This window comes from Streptomyces sp. NBC_01515 (assembly GCF_045040345.1).
Classification (GTDB): Bacteria; Actinomycetota; Actinomycetes; order Streptomycetales; family Streptomycetaceae; genus Streptomyces.
In genome coordinates this window covers 3,286,581-3,307,698 of sequence record NZ_CP109416.1, presented here as the reverse complement: position 1 = coordinate 3,307,698, position 21,118 = coordinate 3,286,581, and the positions used below count along the sequence as shown (strand labels likewise).

Sequence of the window (21,118 nt, the reverse complement as noted above, 5' to 3'; positions counted from 1 at the left end):
GGGGACACCACCAGCGGTCGACGTGGAAAAAGGGGCCACGCGTGCGTGGCCCCCTCTTTCCGTGCGTCAGACCGGGCTCACGCCCGCCAGCGTCCCGTGCGGATCGAGCACGTACTTGCGGCTCGCGCCCTGGTCGAACTCGGCGTAGCCGCGCGGCGCGTCCTCCAGCGCGATCGGGGTCGCGTTGACGGCCTTGGCGATGTGCACGCGCCCGTGCAGGATCGCCATCATCAGACTCCGGTGGTACGTCATCACCGGGCACTGACCGGTCGTGAAGGCGTGGCTCTTGGCCCAGCCGAGCCCGAGCCGCACCTTCAGGGTGCCGCTCTTCGCGTCCTCGTCGACCCCGCCGGGGTCGGCGGTGACGTACAGCCCGGGGATGCCCAGGGCACCGCCCGCGCGCGTGACGCCCATCAGGGAGTTGAGGACCGTCGCGGGTGCCTCCGGGGCGTCCGGGCCGTGTGCCCGTGCCTCGAAGCCGACCGCGTCGACCGCTGCGTCCACCTCGGGCTCGCCGAGGATCTCGGCGATCTGCTCGCCGATGTCGCCGCGCGAGACGTCGACGGTCTCGCAGCCGAAACTCCTTGCCTGGCCCAGGCGTTCGGCGTTCAGGTCGCCGACGATGACGACCGCGGCGCCCAGCAGCTGCGCCGACGCGGCCGCCGCCAGACCGACCGGCCCCGCCCCGGCGACGTACACCGTGGACCCGACCCCGGCGCCCGCGGTGACCGCGCCGTGGAAACCGGTCGGGAAGATGTCCGACAGCATGGTCAGATCGAGCAGCTTCTCGCGTGCCTCGTCCCGGTCCGGGAACTTCAGCAGGTTGAAGTCCGCGTACGGGACCATGGCGTACTCGGCCTGACCGCCGACCCAGCCGCCCATGTCGACATAGCCGTAAGCCGCCCCCGGGCGGGCCGGGTTGACGTTCAGGCAGATGCCCGTCTTGCGTTCCTTGCAGTTGCGGCACCGCCCGCAGGCGATGTTGAACGGCACGGAGACGATGTCGCCCACGTCGATGAACTCGACGTCCGGACCCCGTTCGACGACCTCTCCGGTGATCTCGTGTCCAAGGACCAGCCCCTCGGGCGCGGTCGTCCGACCGCGCACCATGTGCTGGTCGCTGCCACAGATATTGCTGGCGAGCACCTTCAGGATCACCCCGTGCCGGACCTTGCGGCCGACGTTGGCGGGGGCGACTCCCGGCCCGTCCTGCAGTTCAAGCGTCGGGTAGTCGATGGTCCTGACGTCGACCGCTCCCGGCTTGAGATACGCGACTGCCCTGTTTCCGCTTCCACTCATGCGTGTTCGCCGTCCCTTCGGCTCCGATCCCCCGGATGCCAGTGGCTGTGCGCACGGCGGAGTCTGCTACCGGCTCGGCCTCCCGGCCACCCTTCGCGGGACATCGGAAACCGGGATCTTCCGGGAGCGGGTCAACAGGGCCAGCGCGGCCAGGGGTATCAGCAGGCAGGCGGCGGTGAGGTTCAGCCAGCCGTAACTCGCCTCGGCGACCACCAGCCCGGCCACCGCTCCGCCGATGCCCGCCGAGGTGTTCATCGTGAGGTCGGACAGGCCCTGTGCGGCGGCACGCGCGGGCTGCGGCACCGAGTCCGTGAGCAGCGCCGAGCCGGAGACGAGCCCCGCCGACCAGCCCAGGCCGAGCACGAACAGCCCCAGCGCGATCCGCCCGTGACTCCCGCCGGCCGTACCGGCGATGAACGCGGCACAGGCCAGCAGCCCCACCGCGAGCCCTATCCCGGACAGCCGCCCGACCCGGTCGGACAGTCTTCCCATCAGCGGTGAGAACGCGTACATCCCCGCGATGTGCCCGCTGATCACCAGCCCGACCAGATCGATGCTCGCCCCGTGGTGCCCCAACTCGACCGGGGTCATCGCCATCACCGACACCATCGCCGTGTGCGACACGGCCACCGTCACCAGCGCCAGCCGCGCCCGCGGCGAGGCCGCCACCGCCGCGAACCCGGCCCGCAGCGACCGCGCGGCGGCCGACCGGTCCTCGTCCGGCGCGAGCGCCCGCGCCGTCAACAACGGATCGGGCCGCAGCAGTACGGCGACCACGACCGCGGCGATGAGGAAGATCCCGCCCGCCCACAGGAAGGGGCCGGCCGCCGCGGGTATCCCGAGCCCCGAGACGCTACGGCCCGCCGGCGCGGCGATGTTGGGACCGAGGACCGCACCTATGGTCGTCGCCCACACGACATGGGAGATGGCCCGGGCCCGCTGCTCCGGCTCGGCCAGATCGGCGGCCGCGAACCGGGACTGCAGATTCGCCGACGAGGCCGCCCCGAACCCGGCCATGCCGCACAGCAGCAGCGGAAAGCTCCCGATGCTCGCCGCGAGCACCACGACCCCGGCTCCCAGCGCCCCGACCAGATACCCGAGGACCAGCCCCGGACGACGACCACGCGCCGTCATCAGCGCCGCGAGCGGCATCGACAGCACCGCTGTCCCCGTCACGGTCGCCGTGGGCGCCAGCCCGGACAGCGACTCGGTCCCACTGACCTGCTTGGCCAGTACGGCGGCCAGCGCGATCCCGGTGGCGACGCCGAGCCCGCCCAGGATCTGGGTCGTGATCAGCACCCCGGACACCCGGCGCCGCAGCGCGGGCAGTTGGTCGGCCGTGACGGGCACCGCGCCCCGCCCCTCGACGGCGGTCACGGCGCGCACCCGGTACCGCCGTTGCCGCACGCGCACGTGAAGCCGGTCCTCACCAGCACAGCACCCCCCCCGAATTCCCGGTCCGCCCGAGCCCTCAGAACAACGGCTCGGGCAGCACCCCCTCCAGCGCCAGCAGCTTCCTCTTCGTCTCCAGACCGCCCCCGAACCCGCCTATCCCGCCGTCGCTCTCGACGACCCGATGACACGGCACGACGACCGGCAGCGGATTGGACCCCATCGCCACCCCCACCGCCTGGGCCGCGAGCGGCTGACCGACCCGCCCGGCCAGATCGCCGTACCCGACCACCGAGCCGTACCGCACACCGGACGCCAGCTCGCGCAGCACCTGCCGGTTGAAGCCGGAGATCAGGGACCAGTCGAGCGGCAGCTCGAAGTCGCGCCGGTCACCGGCGAAGTAGGCCTCGATCTGACGTATCGCCTCGGCCAGCAAGGGGGAGTCGGGCGCCTCGACCGGCTCGGTGCCCAGCCGGGTCGCCAGTCGGTCGAGGGTCTTGTCGCGTACCGCGTCCGTGGCGTGGAACACGACGTTGACCAGGCCGTCCCGCGTCGCGGCCAGCAGCAGGGGACCGATGTCGGTGCCGACGACGGTCCACACGACCCGCTGCTCGTTCTGCCCATGGCTGTCCATGCGCCCACCGTACGACCCGGCACTGACATTGATATTGGTACGCAGGTTCCGGTGGTCGTGGCTCTGGCACTGACTGACGCCCTGCTGGGTTGTCCTCAAGTTGTTCTGTCCGGCCGCCGGGGCTTGTTCTCATGGCTCCGGCCGGGCGGAACATGACCTGATAGGAGCTTGGTCAGAAGCCCCCTTCAATGTCCTGTCTGCGCCACCCGGCCGGTGCCTACCTCCGGTCAGGAAGGCGTCACCAGCATGGCATCAGCAGTCGAAGCGGACACCGTCGGCCAGAGAGTGTTCGGCGGGGTCGACTCTCATGCCGACACGCTTCACGTTGCTGTGATCAGCGGCAACGGCGGTCACCTTGCGGACGCCGAGTTCGCCACCACCGCAGCCGGTTACGCCGCTGCTCTGGCCTTCGTGACCGCGCACGGACACGTGGTCGCGATCGGGGTGGAGGGCACCGCCTCCTACGGGGCCGGCTTCACCCGCGCTGCCCGCTCGGCGGGCCGTCATGTCGTGGAGGTCAACCGGCCCGACCGGGCCGAACGCCGCCGCATCGGCAAGTCCGACCCCATCGACGCCTACGCAGCCGCACGCGCCGCCCTGTCGGGACGAGCCCAGGCCGCGCCCAAGGACGACACCGTCGCCGGCATACGGGCCCTGCACAACGCCGCCCGCTCCGCCGTCAAGGCCCGCACCGCCGCGCTGAACCAGATCGGTGGCATCCTCATCAGCGCGCCCGAGGCCATCCGCGCCACATACGGCCGCCTGAAGGGCCCCGCCCGCACCGACGCCCTCGCCCGGCTGCGTCCCTGCGGTGATCCGGTCCACGCCGCGATCCTGACCGCTCTCCAGAGCCTGGCCCGGCGGGTGAAGGAGCTGACTGCCGAGCACGAGGCACTCTCCAAGGCCCTGGATGCCGACGTCACCGCACACAACCCCGGACTGCGGTCCACTCACGGAGTCGGCCCGGACACCGCGGCACAGCTGCTGGTCACCGCAGGCGGCAACCCCGAACGCATGCGGACCGAAGCGTCCTTCGCCGCCCTCTGCGGAGCCGCCCCGGTCCCCGCCTCCAGCGGCAGGACCAACCGCCACCGCCTCTCACGGGGAGGTGACCGGGCAGCCAACGCCGCCCTCTACCGCATCGCCCTCGTCCGTATGTCCAGCGATCCCCGCACCCGTGAATACGTGGCGAGGCAGACCACGGCCGGGCGGACCAAGAAGGAGATCATCAGGCTCCTCAAACGAGCCATCGCCCGGGAGGTGTTCCGCTGCCTCACCACCACGGTCCTCGTTCCCGACATCGCCGACCTACGGCCCCTGCGGCAGTCCAGGGGCATCACCCTCACCGCCGCAGCAGGCCACTTCGGAGTCTGGCCGGCCGCCATCTCCACCCTCGAACGAGGAATCCGCCGCGACGACGCCCTCACCCACGCCTACCGCGACTGGCTCCAAGCCTCTTGACGAGCAATAGGAGCATCAACGCCCCGCGAGCGGCCTCAGAACCCGTTCAGCGCGGACCGCACCACGTCCGGCTTGTTCGTGATGAGCCCGTCCACGCCGTACCCGGCGACCTTCCACGCCGTGGGCGCGTCGTCGACCGTCCAGGCATACACCTCCATCGGTCGGCCGTGCGGGCCCGTGTGCCCGTGCACGGCGGAGACGTAGCCGAGGGAGATCGAGCCGTACGACGGGTTGATCAGGTCGGTGTAGGCGGCGTAGCCCTGCAGGGCGGACACGGGGGGCGTGCCGAGGAAGGCGGTCCTGATGGCGGGCTTCAGGTCGTGCACGATCCGGATGCTGTCCGCGCTGAAGCTCTGCACGATCAGCCGGCCGTCGAGGTGCCCCTCGTCCAGCCATCCCTCGTTGCCCAGGAGCTTGAGGGTCTGCTGCTCGATGCCGGGGTACAGCTCCGGGTTCTTGATCTCCAGGAGCAGGCTCTCGTGGTTGTGCTCCACCTCGCGCATGTACTGCGTGAGCGTGGGCACGCGTGTGCCTGTGAACGCGGGACCGAACCAGCTTCCCGCGTCGAGGCGCGCGATCTCGGCGGCGGTGAAGTCCTTCACCTTCCAGGGAGCTCGATCCGGGAACACCTTCTGGACATCGGTGGTGCGCTTCAGGCTGTCGTCGTGGATGACGACGAGCTCCCCGTCCTTGGTGCGCTGGACATCGTTCTCGACCCACTGGAAGCCGAGCTGGGCCGCCTTGTCGATGGAGGCCAGTGTGTTCTCGGGCGCATAGGAGGACGCGCCCCGGTGGGCCACGACCGTGGGCCACTGGGTGGCGTCGCCGGCCCGGGCGGCGGGGGAGGGGAGCAGAAGGGCTGCGGCCCCCAGGAGCGCGGTGGTCGAGGCGGCAACTGCGCGCAGGTGCATGCGTACTCCTCGCATCGAGCGATCACATACAGCTCAAGGATGACAGCGGAACGTCACTACCCGTGGGGTACAGGATGGACACAGAATGAATGGTGTTGCCCAAGTCCGCTCACCGGTGCCGCACAACTGGGGCAGGGCCGTGTTTCTTTGCCGGAAAATCGTTCGACCATTCCGGTGGGGGTCATACTCTCTGCGTCGACCCTGACCGTTCCGGCGGTCCTGGGGCTGGGCGCGTTTCAGGAATTCCGGAATGGAACAGGACGGAAGGGCAACTGCGCATGCAGGGCACGGTCGACGGATTCGGCTACGGACTCGTCACACCGCTGGTGGCCTACCTCATGGCGTGCCTCGGCGGCGCCCTCGGCCTGCGCTGCACCACCAGATCCATGCTCGTCGCCCAGTCCTGGCGCCCCGGATGGCTCGCCCTCGGATCGGCGGCGATCGGTTCCGGCATATGGACGATGCACTTCATCGCGATGATGGGGTTCTCGGTCCGTCAGACAGCGGTCCACTACGACCGGCCGATGACCTTCGCGAGCCTCGCCGTCGCCATCGTCATGGTCGGCGTCGGGATCTTCATCGTCGGCTACCGAGGAGCCCGCGGGACGGCGCTCTTCACCGGCGGCACCCTCACCGGCCTGGGCATCGCCTCGATGCACTACCTGGGCATGGCCAGCATGCGCCTCAACGGAAAGCTCGAATACAACACGCTCACCGTCACCGCGTCCGTCGTCATAGCGGTCGTCGCCGCGATCACCGCCCTCTGGGCCGCCGGACAGGTCCGCGGGTTCCTCTGGAGCGTGGGCGCGAGCCTCGTCATGGGGCTCGCCGTCGCCGGCATGCACTACACCGGCATGGCCGCCCTCAGCGTCCACGTCCATGGCACGGCCCCGACCACGGACGGCGTGTCGGCCGCGTCCCTGCTCGCGCCCATGATGATCGGCCCCCTCGCCTTCCTGCTCCTGGTCGGCGTCGTCGTGATGTTCGACCCGCTGATGGTCATGGGGAAGCCCGCCCAGACCCCCGTCGAGCACAAGCCCGGCGTCCCGGCCGGCGCCCTCGTGCCGCACCCCCGGCGCGCCCCCGTCCGCGCCGCCCGCGAGCTCGGACACCGCCGCTCCCGCACCCCGCAGAACCGCTGATCCGACCCCGTTGTCAGTGGCGGGTCGTACGGTTGGTGCCATGCGGCCCGTTTCCCACATCGAACGCACGGTGGCGCCCTTCGAGGTCGTCAGTTCCTACCAGCCCAGCGGCGACCAGCCGGCGGCCATCGCCGAGCTGACCCGACGCGTCGAGGCAGGTGAGAAGGACGTCGTCCTGCTGGGCGCGACCGGCACCGGCAAGTCCGCCACCACCGCGTGGATGATCGAGAAGCTCCAGCGCCCCACCCTGGTGATGGCACCGAACAAGACCCTGGCCGCCCAGCTGGCCAACGAGTTCCGCGAGCTCCTGCCGAACAACGCCGTCGAGTACTTCGTCTCGTACTACGACTACTACCAGCCCGAGGCCTACGTCCCGCAGTCGGACACCTACATCGAGAAGGACTCCTCGGTCAACGAGGAGGTCGAGCGACTGCGCCACTCCGCGACCAACTCGCTGCTCACCCGCCGCGACGTCATCGTGGTCGCCTCCGTCTCCTGCATCTACGGCCTCGGCACTCCGCAGGAGTACGTGGACCGCATGGTCCCCCTCAAGGTCGGCGACGAGATCGACCGCGACCAGCTGCTGCGCCGCTTCGTGGACATCCAGTACACGCGCAACGACGTGGCCTTCAGCCGCGGCACCTTCCGTGTCCGCGGCGACACCATCGAGATCTTCCCGGTCTACGAAGAGCTGGCCGTCCGCATCCAGATGTTCGGCGACGAGATCGAGGCCCTCTCCACCCTCCACCCGCTCACCGGCGAGATCATCAGCGAGGACGAGCACCTCTACGTCTTCCCGGCCTCCCACTACATCGCCGGCCCCGAGCGCATGGAGCGGGCCGTCAACGACATCGAGAAGGAACTCGCCGAGCGACTGGCCGAGATGGATAAGCAGGGCAAGCTCCTGGAGGCCCAGCGCCTGCGCATGCGGACCACGTACGACCTGGAGATGCTCCGCCAGATCGGCTCCTGCTCCGGCGTCGAGAACTACTCGATGCACTTCGACGGCCGCGAGCCCGGCTCCGCGCCGAACACCCTGATCGACTACTTCCCGGAAGACTTCCTGCTCGTCATCGACGAGTCGCACAACACCGTCCCGCAGATCGGCGCCATGTACGAGGGCGACGCCTCCCGCAAGCGCACCCTCGTGGACCACGGCTTCCGGCTGCCCTCCGCCCTGGACAACCGCCCCCTGAAGTGGGAGGAGTTCCAGAAGCGCATCGGACAGACGGTCTACCTGTCGGCGACCCCCGGCAAGTACGAGCTCTCGCGCGCGGACGGCGCCGTCGAGCAGATCATCCGCCCCACCGGCCTCATCGACCCCGAGGTCGTCGTCAAGCCCACCGAGGGCCAGATCGACGACCTGGTGCACGAGATCCGCAAGCGCACCGAGAAGGACGAGCGGGTCCTGGTCACCACGCTCACCAAGAAGATGGCCGAGGACCTCACGGACTACTTCCTGGAGCTCGGCATCCAGGTCCGCTACCTGCACAGCGACGTCGACACCCTGCGCCGCATCGAGCTGCTGCGCGAGCTGCGCTCCGGCGAGTTCGACGTCCTGGTGGGCATCAACCTCCTCCGGGAGGGCCTCGACCTGCCCGAGGTGTCCCTGGTCGCCATCCTGGACGCCGACAAGGAGGGCTTCCTGCGCTCCGGCACCTCCCTGATCCAGACCATCGGCCGCGCGGCGCGCAACGTCTCCGGTCAGGTCCACATGTACGCCGACAGGATCACCCCGGCGATGGAGAAGGCCATCGAGGAGACCAATCGCCGTAGGGAGAAGCAGGTCGCGTACAACACGGAGCGCGGCATCGACCCCCAGCCGCTCCGCAAGAAGATCAACGACATCGTCGCGCAGATCGCCCGCGAGGACGTCGACACGGAGCAGCTGCTCGGCTCGGGCTACCGCCAGGCCAAGGACGGCAAGGGCGCCAAGACCCCCGTGCCCGCCCTCGGCGGCAAGGCCGCGAAGAGCGCCAAGTCCGCCAAGGGCAAGGCCAAGGACACGGTGCCGACCGACCGTCCCGCGGCCGAACTCGCCGGGCAGATCGAGGATATGACGGCACGCATGCGTGCCGCCGCCGCGGACCTGCAGTTCGAGGTCGCGGCCCGGCTGCGCGACGAGGTCCACGAGATGAAGAAGGAACTGCGTCAGATGAAGGAGGGCGGCCTGGCCTGACCGCCCGGGTGGACCGCCGGACCTCGGGGTATGCGCTCTGTGTTGCAAGACCGACACAAAGTCCGATGCGGGGTTCGGCACTGTCAGTGGCGCTGCGTAGGGTTCTGGACATCCGCGGATTCCGCGGCAACAGGGGACAGTTCGAGAGGGGAACAGCCGTGACGGTCAACATGACCAAGGGTCAGGCCATCAGTCTGCAGAAGAACGACGGATCCGGCCTGACCGCGGTGCGCATGGGTCTCGGCTGGCAGGCGGCTCCCCGGCGCGGCCTGTTCGGCTCGCGCACCCGGGAGATCGACCTCGACGCGTCCGCCGTGCTCTTCGCGGACAAGCAGCCCGTCGACGTCGTGTTCTTCCGCCACCTGGTCAGCGACGACGGCTCCGTGCGCCACACCGGCGACAACCTCGTCGGCGGGGTCGGCCAGGGCGGGGACGACGAGGCGATCCTCGTCGATCTCGCGCGCGTGCCCGTCCACATCGACCAGATCGTCTTCACCGTGAACTCCTTCACGGGCCAGACCTTCCAGGAGGTGCAGAACGCGTTCTGCCGCCTGGTCGACGAGACCAACGGCCAGGAGCTGGCCCGCTACACGCTGGCGGGCGGCGGCCAGTACACGGCGCAGATCATGGCGAAGGTGCACCGCACCGGCTCGGGCTGGACACTGACGGCCCTCGGCACACCGACCAACGGCCGCACCTTCCAGGACCTGATGCCGGCGATCCTGCCGCACCTGTAGGACGGCCCGGCGCACACGACAGGACACGGCTGAGCAGGGGGACGAGAGCGATGGCAGCCGAGCTGGCGCGAGGGCAGAACCACCCGCTCTCCCAACTGCGCCTGGAGATCCGGGTCGCGGCCGGCCAGTCGGTCGTGGCCGCCGCCACGCTCGGCGACGAGCGCGGCAGGATCCACGGCGTCGAGTGGGTGGCCCACCCGGGCACACCCACCCTGCCCGGCCTGGAGGTCTCCAAGCAGGCGGCCGCCGACCACCGCCTCGCGGTGGATTTGGGCGCCATGCCGGAGGCCGTGCACCGCGTCAGCGTGCTCCTCGCCCTGCCCCTCGGCGGCGATGGCCCGGCCCGTTTCGGCGCCGTCGCCGCGCCCTTCGTCGCGGTCACCGGCCTCGACGGCACCGAGGTCGCCAGCTACACGATCACCGGTCTGGACGCCGAATCCGCCGTCGTGGCCCTGGAGTTGTACCGCAGGCAGGGCGCCTGGAAGGTGCGCGCCGTCGGCCAGGGCTACGCGGGCGGCCTCGCCGAACTCCTCACCGACCAGGGCCTGCCCCAGGCCGCACACCTCGCGGGCACCATCAACGAAGCGGTGGCCCACGGCCTCGCCCGCTCCGTGGCCGCACCCCCACCCCGCACCCCGGACGGCGACCGCACCCGCCAGACGGCCACACCGGCCCTCGGCCCCGAGGGCAGCGGATCTACGACACAGGGCGCCTCCGGAGCCGTAGCACCGCAGCCGACGTCTCCGTACGGGGCGCAGAGCGCCCCGGGGGCCGTGGCGCCGCAGTCCGGATTCCCCGGTTCCGCCGCTCCTGCGGACCCGGCCTCCACCCAGCCTGCCGCCCCCGCCACGGATGGCCCGATCGACTACAGCCACCCGCGTCGGCACCAGACCGGGGCGCCCCCGTCGCCCGCGCCGACCGCGGCGCCGGCTCCGCCCGGGCAGGCCGCGCGACCCGTTGCCGGGGACGCGACCGGGTGGTCGATGGAGGAGCGGCTGTACAACCAGGTGTGGGGGATGTTCGAGGATCTGGCGCGCACGATGGCCGCGTACCGCAGCGCGGTCGACTTCGCGGACTCGCGCATGGAGAAGGAACTCGACCAGGCCCTGTCCGATCCGCGGAGCCGGATCGGTGGTCAGGGGGATGCGGCCCGGGAGGCGGCGCAGGCCAAGCACGCCCAACTCGTCGACCAGGCACGGGCGGCCCTGGACCGGGACCTCGCCCAGCTGGCCGCCGAGTCCGAGGTGGTCGAACCCGCGCTCCCGCCGGCGTTCGCGGGCTGGGACAACCCCGTCTGGCACGGCTACCGCGTCCCGATGGAGATCCCGATGGCCGTGCGCCTCGGTGATCTGCACCTCCCGGAGAGCCCTGAGCTGCGCATCCCGATGCTGGTCCGGCTGCCGTTGGAGCGCGGTCTGTGGATCGACAGCGGTGGCGCGGAGGCCCTGGACGGCTCGTTCACCGACTCGCACGAATTGCGGCGCCTCGCGCTGGACACGGCCGTGGCGCACGCGGCCCGGCTGCTCGCCGTCTATCCGGTGGGCGAGTTCGCCGTGCACGTCATCGACCCGGCCGGCTCGGCGGCGCAGGCACTGGTCCCGCTGGTGCACACCGGCGTGCTCGCGGCGCCGCCCGCCGTGGGCGCCGCCGGGGTGACCGACGTCCTGACCCGGCTCACCCAGCGGGTGGACCTGGTGCAGATGGCGGTGCGCGGCGGCGCCGCCGACTCGCTGCCGCCCGGCCTCGACACGGCCGAGCAACTGCTGATCGTCAACGACTTCCCGCACGGCTTCGACGACCGGGCGGTGACCCAGCTGCGCTACCTCGCCGACGAGGGTCCGAGCGTCGGCGTCCACCTGATGATGGTCGCGGACCGCGAGGACGCCGCGGGCTACGGCCCGTTGCTCGACCCCCTCTGGCGTTCGCTGATGCGACTCACCCCGCTGCCCGACGACCACCTCGCCGACCCCTGGGTCGGACACGCCTGGACGTACGAGCCCTCGTCGGTGCCGCCGGGCAGCCAGGTGCTGCGGCAGGTGCTGACGGAGGTCACGACGGCCCGCACCAAGCTCAGGTAAAGGGCCCTGGCCTGCTCTTTTATCCTTTCTTTGGTAATCGCTTTACCTTTCCTTGGTGGTTGGGGTAGGCTTCTCCGTACGGAGGGGAGTACTCCCTATCTGCTGCGGCGTACCCGTCAATACGGATCAGGCCAGATCCCGGGGCGTCGGCCCTGGGCGCCCGTCCAAGGTGGAAGAGACCTCCGGTAGCGACGACGCTGACCATTTGCCGTTAATACCGCCGGAGGAGCAGTAGTGGATGTTTCCGTGACCCTGTGGGTCCTGACCATCGTGGGGCTGGCGGCCCTCATCGCGGTCGATTTCTTCATCGGCCGCAAGCCGCACGACGTGTCGATCAAGGAAGCCGGAATCTGGACGATCGTCTGGATCGCCCTCGCCGGACTCTTCGGACTCGGCCTGCTCGTCTTCGGGGACGGCCAGGCCGGCGGCGAGTTCTTCGCCGGCTTCATCACCGAGAAGTCGCTGAGCGTCGACAACCTCTTCGTCTTCGTCCTGATCATGGCGAAGTTCGCCGTGCCCTCGCAGTACCAGCAGCGGGTGCTGCTCGTCGGCGTCCTCATAGCCCTGGTCCTGCGGGCCATCTTCATCGCGGCCGGCGCGGCCATCCTCGCCAGCTTCGCGTGGGTCTTCTACATCTTCGGCGCCTTCCTCATCTGGACCGCCTGGAAGCTCATCCAGGAGGCCCGCGCCGACGAGGAGGAAGAGGAGTTCGAGGAGAACAAGCTGCTCAAGGCAGCTGAGCGCCGCTTCGGCGTGGCCGACCGGTACCACGGCACCAAGCTGTGGATCCAGGAGAACGGCAAGCGGGTCATGACCCCGATGCTGGTCGTGATGCTCGCCATCGGTACGACGGACGTGCTCTTCGCCCTCGACTCCATCCCCGCGATCTTCGGCCTGACCCAGGACCCGTACATCGTGTTCACGGCCAACGCCTTCGCGCTGATGGGCCTCAGGCAGCTCTACTTCCTCATCGGCGGCCTGCTCAAGAAGCTGGTCCACCTGAGCTACGGCCTGTCGGTCATCCTCGGCTTCATCGGCGTCAAGCTCGTGCTGCACGCGCTGCACGAGTCCGGCGTCCACGTGCCGGAGATCTCCATCCCGGTCTCGCTGGGCGTGATCTGCGCGGTCCTGATCGTCACCACGATCACCAGCCTGATGGCCAACAAGAAGACGGCGGCGGCCGAGGCGGCCCAGACCGGGACCGAAGGCGCCCCGAAGGACAGCATCGACGCCTGACCCCGTCCGACGTAGAAAGACGCAGGAACACGAGCACCGGGAGCACCGCACCATGAACCGCCGACCACCGCTCCCGGTGCCTCGTTCGATACCGGGCACCCGCGTCCACGCGACGCGGGAGAGGCCCCGCAGCGCCGGAATGCGGGCCCTGTACGCCTCTGCGAGGATCGCGTCATGATCACTCGGCTCAGGTCGCTCACCAACCGGTGGACGACCCTCGTACCGGTGCTCGCGGCCGTCCTCCTTGTCTTCACCTGGGGGCGCAAGGACCTGCCCGCCGTGGTCGTCGCCCTGGTGACCCTGGTCCTCGCCGGCGCCGTGCTGGCCGCGGTGCACCACGCCGAGGTGATCGCCCACCGCGTCGGAGAACCCTTCGGTTCCCTGGTCCTCGCCGTCGCCGTCACGATCATCGAGGTCGCGCTGATCGTCACCCTGATGGCCGACGGCGGCGACAAGAGCTCGACCCTCGCCAGAGACACCGTCTTCGCGGCCGTCATGATCACCTGCAACGGCATCGTCGGCCTGGTCCTCATCGTCGCCTCGCTGCGCCACGGCACGGCGGTCTTCAACCCCGAGGGCACCGGCGCCGCCCTCGCCACCGTGGCGACCCTGGCCACGCTCAGCCTGGTCCTGCCGACCTTCACCACCAGCAAGCCGGGCCCGGAGTTCTCCGGCGCCCAGCTCACCTTCGCCGCGCTCTCCTCACTCGCCCTGTACGGCCTCTTCGTGGCCACGCAGACCGTGCGGCACCGCGACTACTTCCTGCCCGTCTCCCACCAGGGCGAGACGATCACCAAGGACCTCCACGCGGACGCGCCCTCCGCCCGCACCGCCCTGATCAGCCTGGGCCTGCTGGGTCTCGCCCTGATCGGCGTCGTCGGACTGGCCAAGGGCGTCTCGCCGACCATCGAGTCCGGCGTCGAGGCCGCCGGACTGCACCATGCCGTCGTCGGCGTGATCATCGCGCTGCTCGTGCTGCTCCCCGAGACCATCGCCGCCCTGCGCTCCGCCCGCCGCGACCGGGTGCAGACCAGCCTCAACCTCGCGCTCGGCTCGGCGATGGCCAGCATCGGCCTCACCATCCCCGCCGTCGCCCTCGCGTCGATCTGGCTCTCCGGGCCGCTCGTCCTCGGCCTCGGCTCCACGCACATGGTGCTGCTCGCCCTGACGGTCGTGGTGAGTTCCCTGACGGTGGTGCCGGGCCGGGCCACACCGCTCCAGGGCGGAGTCCATCTGGTGCTGTTCGCGGCCTACTTGGAGCTGGCGATCAATCCGTAACGCACGGAGAGTTCCGTGGCGCGAGGCGTTCCGGACGGCACGTAAACGCTTGCGCAAGCCTTTACGTCCCCTGCGGCCGTACGCTCCCCGCAGTCCGATCCCTCACCCGGTGACCGGCTCCGCGGCCACCGCCCCCACCGGCCGGGTCTCCGGCAGCAGCGCGAAGCAGCCCAGGCTGAACAGGGCGACCCCCGTCAGATAGGCGCCCACACCCCAGGGGACGCGCCCGCTGTGCTCGGCGAGCGCCGTCGCCACGATCGGGGTGAGCGCGCCGCCGAGGACCCCGCCCAGGTTGTAGCCGACGGCGGCGCCCGTGCAGCGCACCCGGGGCTCGTACAGCTCCGGCAGATACGCGCCGAGCACGGCGAACATCGTCACGAACGCGAGCAGCGCCCCCAGGAACCCGAGGAACATCAGCAGCGGCGCCCCCGTGGCGAGCAGCGCGACCATCGGGAACATCCACAGCGCGGCGGCCGTGCACCCCAGCAGACACAGCGGACGGCGCCCGTAGCGGTCGCTCAGCAGGGCCACCAGCGGTGTCAGCGCGCCCTTCACCACCACAGCGGCCATGATGCAGGCCAGCATGACGGTACGGCCGACCCCGAGCCGCTCCGTGCCGTAGGCGAGGGACCACGTCGTCACCGCGTAGAAGACGGCGTACCCCACCGACAGCGCCCCGGCGGTCAGCAGGACCAACCGCCAGTGCTCGCGTACGACTTCGGCGAGCGGCACACGTGCGTGGTCGTCGATTTCGAGGAACCGGGGGCTCTCGGCGAGCGACGAGCGCAGCCACAGCCCACCGAGGGCCAGCACCCCGGCCACCCAGAACGGCACCCGCCAGCCCCACTGCGCGAACTGAGCGTCCGTCAGGGTCGCCGACAGCGCCAGCATCACGCCGTTGGCCAGCAGGAACCCGACCGCCGGTCCGATCTGCGGAAAGCTCGACCACAGCCCGCGCCGCCCGGCCGGCGCGTGCTCGGCGGTCAGCAGCACCGCCCCGCCCCACTCCCCGCCGAGCCCAAGGCCCTGCAGAAAACGCAGCACCAGAAGGAGCACGGGAGCGGCCACCCCGATCGAGCCGTACGACGGCACACAGCCGACCGCGACCGTCGAGGCACCGGTCAGCAGCAGCGAGGCGACGAGCACCGGCCGCCGTCCGCGCCGGTCCCCGAAGTGCCCGAACAGGATCGAGCCCAGCGGGCGCGCCACGAAGCCCACGCCGAACGTCCCGAAGGCGGCCAGCGTCCCCGCCACCGGGGAGAACGTGGGGAAGAACAGCGGGCCGAGAACCAGGGCCGCCGCCGTGCCGTAGACGAAGAAGTCGTAGAACTCGATCGCGGTCCCGGCGAGGGAGGCGGCCGCGAGGCGCAGCATGGACGGGGGGCTTACGGTGCGTACATCGTGCATGCCGCGTCAACTACCCACAGTGAGTAACGGTTACGGGGGCGCGCGGTGGTGCGGAGGGGTCGTGATAGACCGGGTCCGAGCAGCGGCCGTCGACCGGCGGACCCGCCTCGAACGACATGTCCGAACGGACCGGAGGAACCGTGCCCCGCACCCTGGCCAACGCCCCGATCATGATCCTCAACGGCCCCAACCTGAACCTCCTCGGCCAGCGCCAGCCGGAGATCTACGGCTCCGACACGCTCGCCGACGTCGAGGCCCTGTGCGTCAAGGCGGCGGCCGGGCACGGCGGCACGGTGGACTTCCGGCAGTCCAACCACGAGGGCGAGTTGGTCGACTGGATCCACGAGGCGCGGTTGAACCACTGCGGCATCGTGATCAATCCGGCCGCCTACTCGCACACCTCGGTCGCGATCCTGGACGCCCTCAACACCTGTGACGGGCTGCCGGTGGTGGAGGTCCACATCTCCAACATCCACCAGCGCGAGGCCTTCCGGCACCACTCGTACGTCTCGCTGCGCGCCGACGGTGTCATCGCGGGGTGCGGCGTGCAGGGGTACGTGTTCGGCGTGGAGCGGGTCGCCGCGCTGGCGGGCGCGGGGAAGGCCGACGCGTAAGGCGGAGGGCGGAGGGCGGTAAGCATCGGCCTCCTGGCATACGCCCCTTACGGACCAAACAGACCGCTGTTACAGGCGGCCCGCCTCCACGATCCGTCGCAGGAAGCGCTGTGTGCGCTCCTGCTGCGGGTCGCCGAAGATCTCCTGGGCGGTGCCGCGCTCCAGGACGACGCCGCCGTCCAGGAAACACACCTGGTCGGCGACGTCCCGGGCGAAGCCCATCTCGTGCGTGGCCAGCACCATGGTCATGCCCTCGTCCTTCAAGTCCCGCACCACCGCGAGCACTTCACCGACCAGCTCGGGGTCGAGCGCGGCGGTGATCTCGTCGAAGAGCAGCAGCCGGGGACGTACGGCCAGGGCGCGCACGATCGCCACCCGCTGCTGCTGACCACCGCTCAGCCGGTCCGGGTAGGCACCCGCCTTGTCCCCGAGCCCGAGCCGCTCCAGCAGCTCACGCGCGTGTGCCTCGGCCTCCGCGCGGGACACGCCGTGCACCCGGCGCGGGGCCAGGGTGATGTTCTCCAGGACCGTCATGTGCGGGAACAGGTTGTACGCCTGGAACACCACGCCGATACGGCGCCGTATCGCGTCCGGGTCGACGCGCGGGTCGGTGATCTCCTCGCCGTCCAGCCAGATCGCGCCGTCGTCGATGTCCTCCAGGAGGTTCGCGCACCGCAGCAGCGTCGACTTGCCGGAGCCGGAGGCGCCGATCAGCGCGGTCACGGTGTGCGGAGGGACCTCCAGGTCGACGTCCCGCAGGACGACCGACGTACCGAAGGTCTTGCGGACCGACTCCATGCGCAGCACGGGAGAGGTGTTGTCGGTGCTCATGTCGTGCCTCCCTGGGCGCGCTGCCGGTCCATCCGCGCGGTCAGCCAGTCCGTGAAGCGGGTCATCGGGATGGTCAGCGCCACGAAGACGAGCCCCGCGACGATGTACGGCGTGTAGTTCAGGGCGCGTTGCGCGATGATGTCGGACGCCCGTACGGCGTCGATCGCGCCGCCGATGGACACGAGCCCGGTGTCCTTCTGGAGGGACACCAGATCGTTCAACAAGGGCGGCACCTGCCGGCGTACGGCCTGGGGGAGTACCACGTGCCGCAGCGCCTGCCGGTTGCTCAGGCCCAGTGAGCGGGCCGCGGCGCGCTGCGAGGGGTGCACGGACTCGATGCCCGCGCGGAACACCTCGGCGACGTACGCCGAGTACGTGAGCGTCAGCGCCGCACCGCCCAGCCACACGGGGTCGACGGTCACGCCCTGGAGGCGCAGGGCGGGCACTCCGAAGACGACGATCATCAGGTTGATGATCAGCGGCAGTCCCCGGAAGAAGTCCGTGTACGCGGCGGCCAGCACCCGCAGGGGGAAGAACACCGGCCCGCGCAGGGTGCGTGCGATGGCGATCAGCATGCCCAGGACGAGCACCAGCACGCCACAGATCAGCAGCAGCCGGATGTTCAGCCAGAGCCCTTCGAGGACCTTGGGGAACGCCTCGCGCGCGTAGTGCCCGTCGAAGAAGGTCTCCTTGGTGCGCTCCCAGCCCGGCGCGCTGACCACGACCACATACAGGACGACGGCCGTGACCAGGGTCGACACCGCGGCGATCGCGGTCGCGCGACGGGCACGCGCGCGTTTGTGCCGCTCGCGGTCCACGCGCCGCTGCGAGGGGACGTACGCGTCGCCCCCGCCGGGCATGTCGCCCTTGTCGTCCGCGGCCTCCTGGCCGGAGTCGTCCTTCACCACGGTCACTTGAGAACCGGGGCGTCGACGGCGTCGGAGAGCCACTGCTTCTCCAGCGCGGCCAGCGTGCCGTCCTTGCGGAGCGCGTCCACGGCCGACGACACGCACGACGTGAGATCGCTGCCCTTGTCGAGGACGAGCCCGAACTGCTCGGGCGTACCGCCCTGGTTCTCGAACTGGCCGACGATCTTGGCGTTGGTCACCTCGGCCGAGGTGATGTAGAAGGCGGTCGGCAGGTCGACGACGATCGCGTCGACCTGGCCGTTCTTGAGCGCGGAGACGGCCTGGTCGTTCTTGGAGAAGGCCGCCTCCTGCTGCGTTGGCTTCACCACGTCGCTGATGTAGTTCAGGCTCGTGGTGCCGACCTGGGCGCCCAGCTTGAGGCCCTTCAGGCCCGCGATGCTCGTCGCCTTGGCGGCTTTGCCGCCCTTGAGCGCGATGACGGCCTGACGCACGTCGTAGTAGCCGGACGAGAAGTCGACGGCCTTCTTGCGCTCGGTGCTGATCGACACCTGGTTGATGTCGAAGTCGAAGGTCTTCACGCCGGGCGCGAAGGCCTTGTTGAAGGGGACGCTCTGCCAGACGACGGCGCTCTTGGCGTAGCCGAGCTGCTTCGCCACGGCGTACGCGACCGCCGACTCGAAGCCCTTGCCGTTGGCGGGCTTGTCGTCCTCGAACCACGGCTCGTACGCCGGCTCGTCGGTCGCGATCGTCAGCTTGCCGGAGGTCTGGGTGGCCAACTTGCCCTTGGCGCAGGTGGTCGCGGTCGAACCGGAGGCCTGGTCGGAAGCCTTGTCCTCCGGCTGCGGAGCACAGCCGACGGCGGTGGCGAGCAGGGCTACGGTTGCGGCGGATATCGCGCGGCGCAGTACGCGAGGGGCAAGGTGCATGGCGGGAGAGTGACAGCCAAACGTCCTGTTTGTCGAGGTCACAGCCCTGAATGTCCGCATACTGGGAACGGGTGTTGCGTTCTCGTAAAAAGCGCCTCTGCGATGCCGCTCGCCGGGGCCGCCGGTCTAGGGCGGGGAACGATGGACCGGCGGCCCGTCCGCGCAGGAGCCGTCGTCCTGAGCGGGGCTGTTTCCAGTTGACCGTGCAACCACGACCGTGGGGAGCGCGCGCGGGACACCGGCGCGTGCGAAGGATTCACACGGGGCGCGCGCGCACCGGTTCACGCCGGACGCTCACCGTTCCGGCCGATCCTCACCACCCGCGCGCGTGCCACTCCGGCAGGTGCGGGCGCTCGGCGCCCAGCGTCGTGTCGTTGCCGTGTCCCGGGTAGACCCAGGTCTCGTCCGGGAGCGCGTCGAAGATCTTCGTCTCGACGTCGTGGATCAGACTCGCGAACGCCGCAGGGTCCTTACGGGTGTTGCCCACACCACCCGGGAACAGACAGTCCCCGGTGAACACATGAGGATGCCCGTGCGGGTCGTCGTAGACGAGCGCGATCGAACCCGGCGTATGACCCACGAGATGACGCGCGGTCAACTCGACCTGCCCCACCCGGATCGTGTCGCCGTCGCCGACCGGGACGTCGGTCGGCACCGGGATGCCGTCGGCGTCCTCGCGGCCCGCGTAGGTACGCGCGCGCGTGGCCGTCACGACCTCGGCGAGCGCCTGCCAGTGGTCGCCGTGCTGGTGGGTGGTGACGACGGACGCGATGCCGTCGTCGCCGATCGTGCCGAGCAGGGTCTCCGCGTCGTTGGCCGCGTCGATCAGCAACTGCTCGTCGGTGGCCCGGCAGCGCAGCAGATAGGCATTGTTGTTCATGGGCCCGACCGCGATCTTGGTGATCATCAGGTCCGTGAGCTCGTGCACATCCGCCGGTCCACCGACCGTGACCTCGCCGCTGTACGTCATGACGGTCAGCCTAATCCGTTTCCGGAGGACGTTCCGAAGGGGCCGCTGTCTCCCGGGCGTTCGCGTGCGGAACCGGGGTGCCTTGAGCGTGGTGGCGACGGAAGCCGATCATTCCCGATGGGACCTGGAGCGCGGGCGCTCGTCGCCTGCTTCGGTCCGGACGACTGCTACGGCGTCGCCTGGACGCTCCTCCACCTCATCGAGACCGGCCCGAACCCCGCGCTCACCGTCGAACCCGTACCCGGCGCCAACGAGTGGCACCGGAGGCTCTACGACCGGGCCGGGGGCCTATAGCGGGGGAAGCTTCGGCAAGGAGCCGCCGTCGACCGTCAGGCCGGACCCGTCACGGCGCCCGCAGAGCCAGCCGAGCAGATCTGCCGGGCTTCCGGTGACCGTGACTTCGGGCTTGTCGGCCGCCCGGCCCGTGCTCCACGCGTGCGTGCCGTCGGTGAGGTGCGTCGACGGCACATCGGGGTGCCCGTCGAACCGCTCGACCAGGAAGGCGATTTCCCGCTGGGTGAACTCCTCCGGGAGGTCCTCCAGCTCGTACCCGATGCCCAGGTCGACGTGATGCAGCTCCACCTCGGCCCAGCGCCGGAACGGGATCCGGGAGGCCGAGTCGACGACCCCGTTGCGCAGCTCCACGGTGCGTGACCAGTCCGCGGGAGTGGCACCCGTGTCCTGGAAACGGGCCCCGCTCTCACGTACGTCGGTGAGCTGGACGTCGAGGGGCCGAGGGGCGTCGCGCTCGATGTCGGCATCGCGCACGCTCGCCGTGGCGTACATGGGGCGGCCCTCCAGGACGTTCACGAGGGCGTCCGCGTTCCGGGCGAGGTGGGCGAGGACGTGGCCGCGGCTCCAGCCGGGAAGCCGTGACGGCTCGGCCACAGAAGCGTTGTCCAGTCCGGCGGCAGCGGTGAGCACTCGCTCCGTCGCATCACGTACAGAGGCCAGGTCATGAGCGTGATCAATCATGCAGCTGACCCTAGTCCCGCCACACCTTTGGGTGAAGGTGGTGAAGCAGTGCCGTAAATCGAATGCACGTGCTATATCGTCGGGTGCGGCGTCGGGCATGCTGGAAGGCCGGAGGTTGTTATGCCTCGGCCGGGATTCCGACCGGCGTTGTCAGTGGCTCCCCCTAGTCTGAGAACGAC

At 70.1% G+C, this 21,118-nt stretch carries 19 protein-coding genes; 9 read left to right on the top strand and 10 right to left on the bottom strand.

Features of this window, described 5'->3' with window-relative positions; all coding sequences use genetic code 11:
- Positions 1-66: 66 nt before the first annotated feature.
- From fdhA to OG407_RS14625, 3 genes are all read right to left on the bottom strand, one after another.
- Entirely contained in the window at positions 67-1,299 is a 1,233-nt protein-coding gene (gene fdhA / locus OG407_RS14635) for a formaldehyde dehydrogenase, glutathione-independent (protein WP_405858270.1), read from the bottom strand.
- A gap of 66 nt (positions 1,300-1,365) precedes the next feature.
- Positions 1,366-2,676 (bottom strand): MFS transporter, encoded by a 1,311-nt coding sequence (locus OG407_RS14630; protein ID WP_405868409.1) that lies wholly within the window; start codon positions 2,674-2,676, stop codon positions 1,366-1,368.
- A 94-nt stretch (positions 2,677-2,770) separates the two neighbouring features.
- Positions 2,771-3,325, bottom strand: coding sequence for a methylated-DNA--[protein]-cysteine S-methyltransferase (locus OG407_RS14625; RefSeq protein ID WP_403599545.1), 555 nt, complete (start codon positions 3,323-3,325; stop codon positions 2,771-2,773).
- Positions 3,326-3,571: 246 nt separating this feature from the next.
- On the opposite strand from OG407_RS14625, the gene OG407_RS14620 reads away from it, so the two are divergent.
- Positions 3,572-4,786 carry an IS110 family transposase gene (locus OG407_RS14620; protein ID WP_405858267.1) on the top strand — a complete coding sequence of 405 codons (1,215 nt, stop codon included), beginning with the start codon at positions 3,572-3,574 and terminating at the stop codon, positions 4,784-4,786.
- 35 nt (positions 4,787-4,821) lie between these two features.
- Here the strand turns inward: OG407_RS14620 and OG407_RS14615 are convergent, their stop codons facing one another.
- Positions 4,822-5,697, bottom strand: a complete 876-nt coding sequence (locus OG407_RS14615; protein WP_403599548.1) for a glycerophosphodiester phosphodiesterase — start codon at positions 5,695-5,697, stop codon at positions 4,822-4,824.
- 278 nt (positions 5,698-5,975) lie between these two features.
- Between OG407_RS14615 and OG407_RS14610 the strand changes: the two genes are divergently transcribed.
- From OG407_RS14610 to OG407_RS14585, 6 genes are all read left to right on the top strand, one after another.
- Positions 5,976-6,839: an MHYT domain-containing protein gene (locus tag OG407_RS14610; protein WP_405858265.1), complete on the top strand. Its 864-nt coding sequence runs from the start codon at positions 5,976-5,978 to the stop codon at positions 6,837-6,839.
- Between the two features lie 40 nt (positions 6,840-6,879).
- Positions 6,880-9,018 (top strand): excinuclease ABC subunit UvrB, encoded by a 2,139-nt coding sequence (uvrB, locus tag OG407_RS14605; RefSeq protein ID WP_405858263.1) that lies wholly within the window; start codon positions 6,880-6,882, stop codon positions 9,016-9,018.
- Positions 9,019-9,176: 158 nt separating this feature from the next.
- Entirely contained in the window at positions 9,177-9,755 is a 579-nt protein-coding gene (locus OG407_RS14600; RefSeq protein WP_033283094.1) for a TerD family protein, read from the top strand.
- Between the two features lie 50 nt (positions 9,756-9,805).
- Positions 9,806-11,833: a TerD family protein gene (locus OG407_RS14595; RefSeq protein ID WP_405858261.1), complete on the top strand. Its 2,028-nt coding sequence runs from the start codon at positions 9,806-9,808 to the stop codon at positions 11,831-11,833.
- Between the two features lie 234 nt (positions 11,834-12,067).
- Positions 12,068-13,069, top strand: a complete 1,002-nt coding sequence (locus OG407_RS14590; protein ID WP_405858259.1) for a TerC family protein — start codon at positions 12,068-12,070, stop codon at positions 13,067-13,069.
- 174 nt (positions 13,070-13,243) lie between these two features.
- Positions 13,244-14,347, top strand: coding sequence for an ionic transporter y4hA (locus OG407_RS14585; protein WP_365307571.1), 1,104 nt, complete (start codon positions 13,244-13,246; stop codon positions 14,345-14,347).
- Between the two features lie 102 nt (positions 14,348-14,449).
- Here the strand turns inward: OG407_RS14585 and OG407_RS14580 are convergent, their stop codons facing one another.
- Positions 14,450-15,721: an MFS transporter gene (locus tag OG407_RS14580; RefSeq protein ID WP_365307570.1), complete on the bottom strand. Its 1,272-nt coding sequence runs from the start codon at positions 15,719-15,721 to the stop codon at positions 14,450-14,452.
- Between the two features lie 173 nt (positions 15,722-15,894).
- Between OG407_RS14580 and aroQ the strand changes: the two genes are divergently transcribed.
- On the top strand, positions 15,895-16,368 hold the full coding sequence (gene aroQ, locus OG407_RS14575; protein WP_033283218.1) for a type II 3-dehydroquinate dehydratase: 474 nt from the start codon (positions 15,895-15,897) through the stop codon (positions 16,366-16,368).
- A 69-nt stretch (positions 16,369-16,437) separates the two neighbouring features.
- Here aroQ and OG407_RS14570 read toward each other — a convergent pair whose 3' ends face one another.
- From OG407_RS14570 to OG407_RS14555, 4 genes are all read right to left on the bottom strand, one after another.
- Positions 16,438-17,199, bottom strand: coding sequence for an amino acid ABC transporter ATP-binding protein (locus OG407_RS14570; RefSeq protein ID WP_405858257.1), 762 nt, complete (start codon positions 17,197-17,199; stop codon positions 16,438-16,440).
- Positions 17,196-18,113 (bottom strand): amino acid ABC transporter permease, encoded by a 918-nt coding sequence (locus OG407_RS14565; protein WP_405858255.1) that lies wholly within the window; start codon positions 18,111-18,113, stop codon positions 17,196-17,198. Before OG407_RS14565 ends, OG407_RS14570 begins: the two co-directional genes overlap by 4 nt.
- Entirely contained in the window at positions 18,110-18,994 is an 885-nt protein-coding gene (locus OG407_RS14560) for an ABC transporter substrate-binding protein (RefSeq protein WP_405858253.1), read from the bottom strand. Before OG407_RS14560 ends, OG407_RS14565 begins: the two co-directional genes overlap by 4 nt.
- Positions 18,995-19,307: 313 nt before the next feature.
- Positions 19,308-19,964 carry an MBL fold metallo-hydrolase gene (locus OG407_RS14555; RefSeq protein WP_405858251.1) on the bottom strand — a complete coding sequence of 219 codons (657 nt, stop codon included), beginning with the start codon at positions 19,962-19,964 and terminating at the stop codon, positions 19,308-19,310.
- Between the two features lie 117 nt (positions 19,965-20,081).
- Between OG407_RS14555 and OG407_RS14550 the strand changes: the two genes are divergently transcribed.
- The gene (locus OG407_RS14550; protein WP_405858249.1) at positions 20,082-20,258 is read left to right on the top strand and encodes a hypothetical protein; all 177 of its coding nucleotides are present in this window, start codon (positions 20,082-20,084) and stop codon (positions 20,256-20,258) included.
- On the opposite strand, the gene OG407_RS14545 is transcribed toward OG407_RS14550, so the two are convergent.
- Positions 20,253-20,939 (bottom strand): maleylpyruvate isomerase family mycothiol-dependent enzyme, encoded by a 687-nt coding sequence (locus tag OG407_RS14545; protein WP_405858247.1) that lies wholly within the window; start codon positions 20,937-20,939, stop codon positions 20,253-20,255. The two genes, OG407_RS14550 and OG407_RS14545, sit on opposite strands and share 6 nt — an antisense overlap.
- Between the last annotated feature and the right edge of the window lie 179 nt (positions 20,940-21,118).

Coding starts and splice junctions, on each gene's coding strand:
- fdhA (WP_405858270.1), bottom strand. CDS start 1,299: ATGAGTGGAAGCGGAAACAGGGCAGTCGCGTATCTCAAGCCGGGAGCG.
- OG407_RS14625 (WP_403599545.1), bottom strand. CDS start 3,325: ATGGACAGCCATGGGCAGAACGAGCAGCGGGTCGTGTGGACCGTCGTC.
- OG407_RS14620 (WP_405858267.1), top strand. CDS start 3,572: ATGGCATCAGCAGTCGAAGCGGACACCGTCGGCCAGAGAGTGTTCGGC.
- OG407_RS14615 (WP_403599548.1), bottom strand. CDS start 5,697: ATGCACCTGCGCGCAGTTGCCGCCTCGACCACCGCGCTCCTGGGGGCC.
- OG407_RS14610 (WP_405858265.1), top strand. CDS start 5,976: ATGCAGGGCACGGTCGACGGATTCGGCTACGGACTCGTCACACCGCTG.
- uvrB (WP_405858263.1), top strand. CDS start 6,880: ATGCGGCCCGTTTCCCACATCGAACGCACGGTGGCGCCCTTCGAGGTC.
- OG407_RS14595 (WP_405858261.1), top strand. CDS start 9,806: ATGGCAGCCGAGCTGGCGCGAGGGCAGAACCACCCGCTCTCCCAACTG.
- OG407_RS14585 (WP_365307571.1), top strand. CDS start 13,244: ATGATCACTCGGCTCAGGTCGCTCACCAACCGGTGGACGACCCTCGTA.
- OG407_RS14580 (WP_365307570.1), bottom strand. CDS start 15,721: ATGCTGCGCCTCGCGGCCGCCTCCCTCGCCGGGACCGCGATCGAGTTC.
- OG407_RS14570 (WP_405858257.1), bottom strand. CDS start 17,199: ATGAGCACCGACAACACCTCTCCCGTGCTGCGCATGGAGTCGGTCCGC.
- OG407_RS14560 (WP_405858253.1), bottom strand. CDS start 18,994: ATGCACCTTGCCCCTCGCGTACTGCGCCGCGCGATATCCGCCGCAACC.
- OG407_RS14555 (WP_405858251.1), bottom strand. CDS start 19,964: ATGACGTACAGCGGCGAGGTCACGGTCGGTGGACCGGCGGATGTGCAC.
- OG407_RS14550 (WP_405858249.1), top strand. CDS start 20,082: ATGGGACCTGGAGCGCGGGCGCTCGTCGCCTGCTTCGGTCCGGACGAC.
- OG407_RS14545 (WP_405858247.1), bottom strand. CDS start 20,939: ATGATTGATCACGCTCATGACCTGGCCTCTGTACGTGATGCGACGGAG.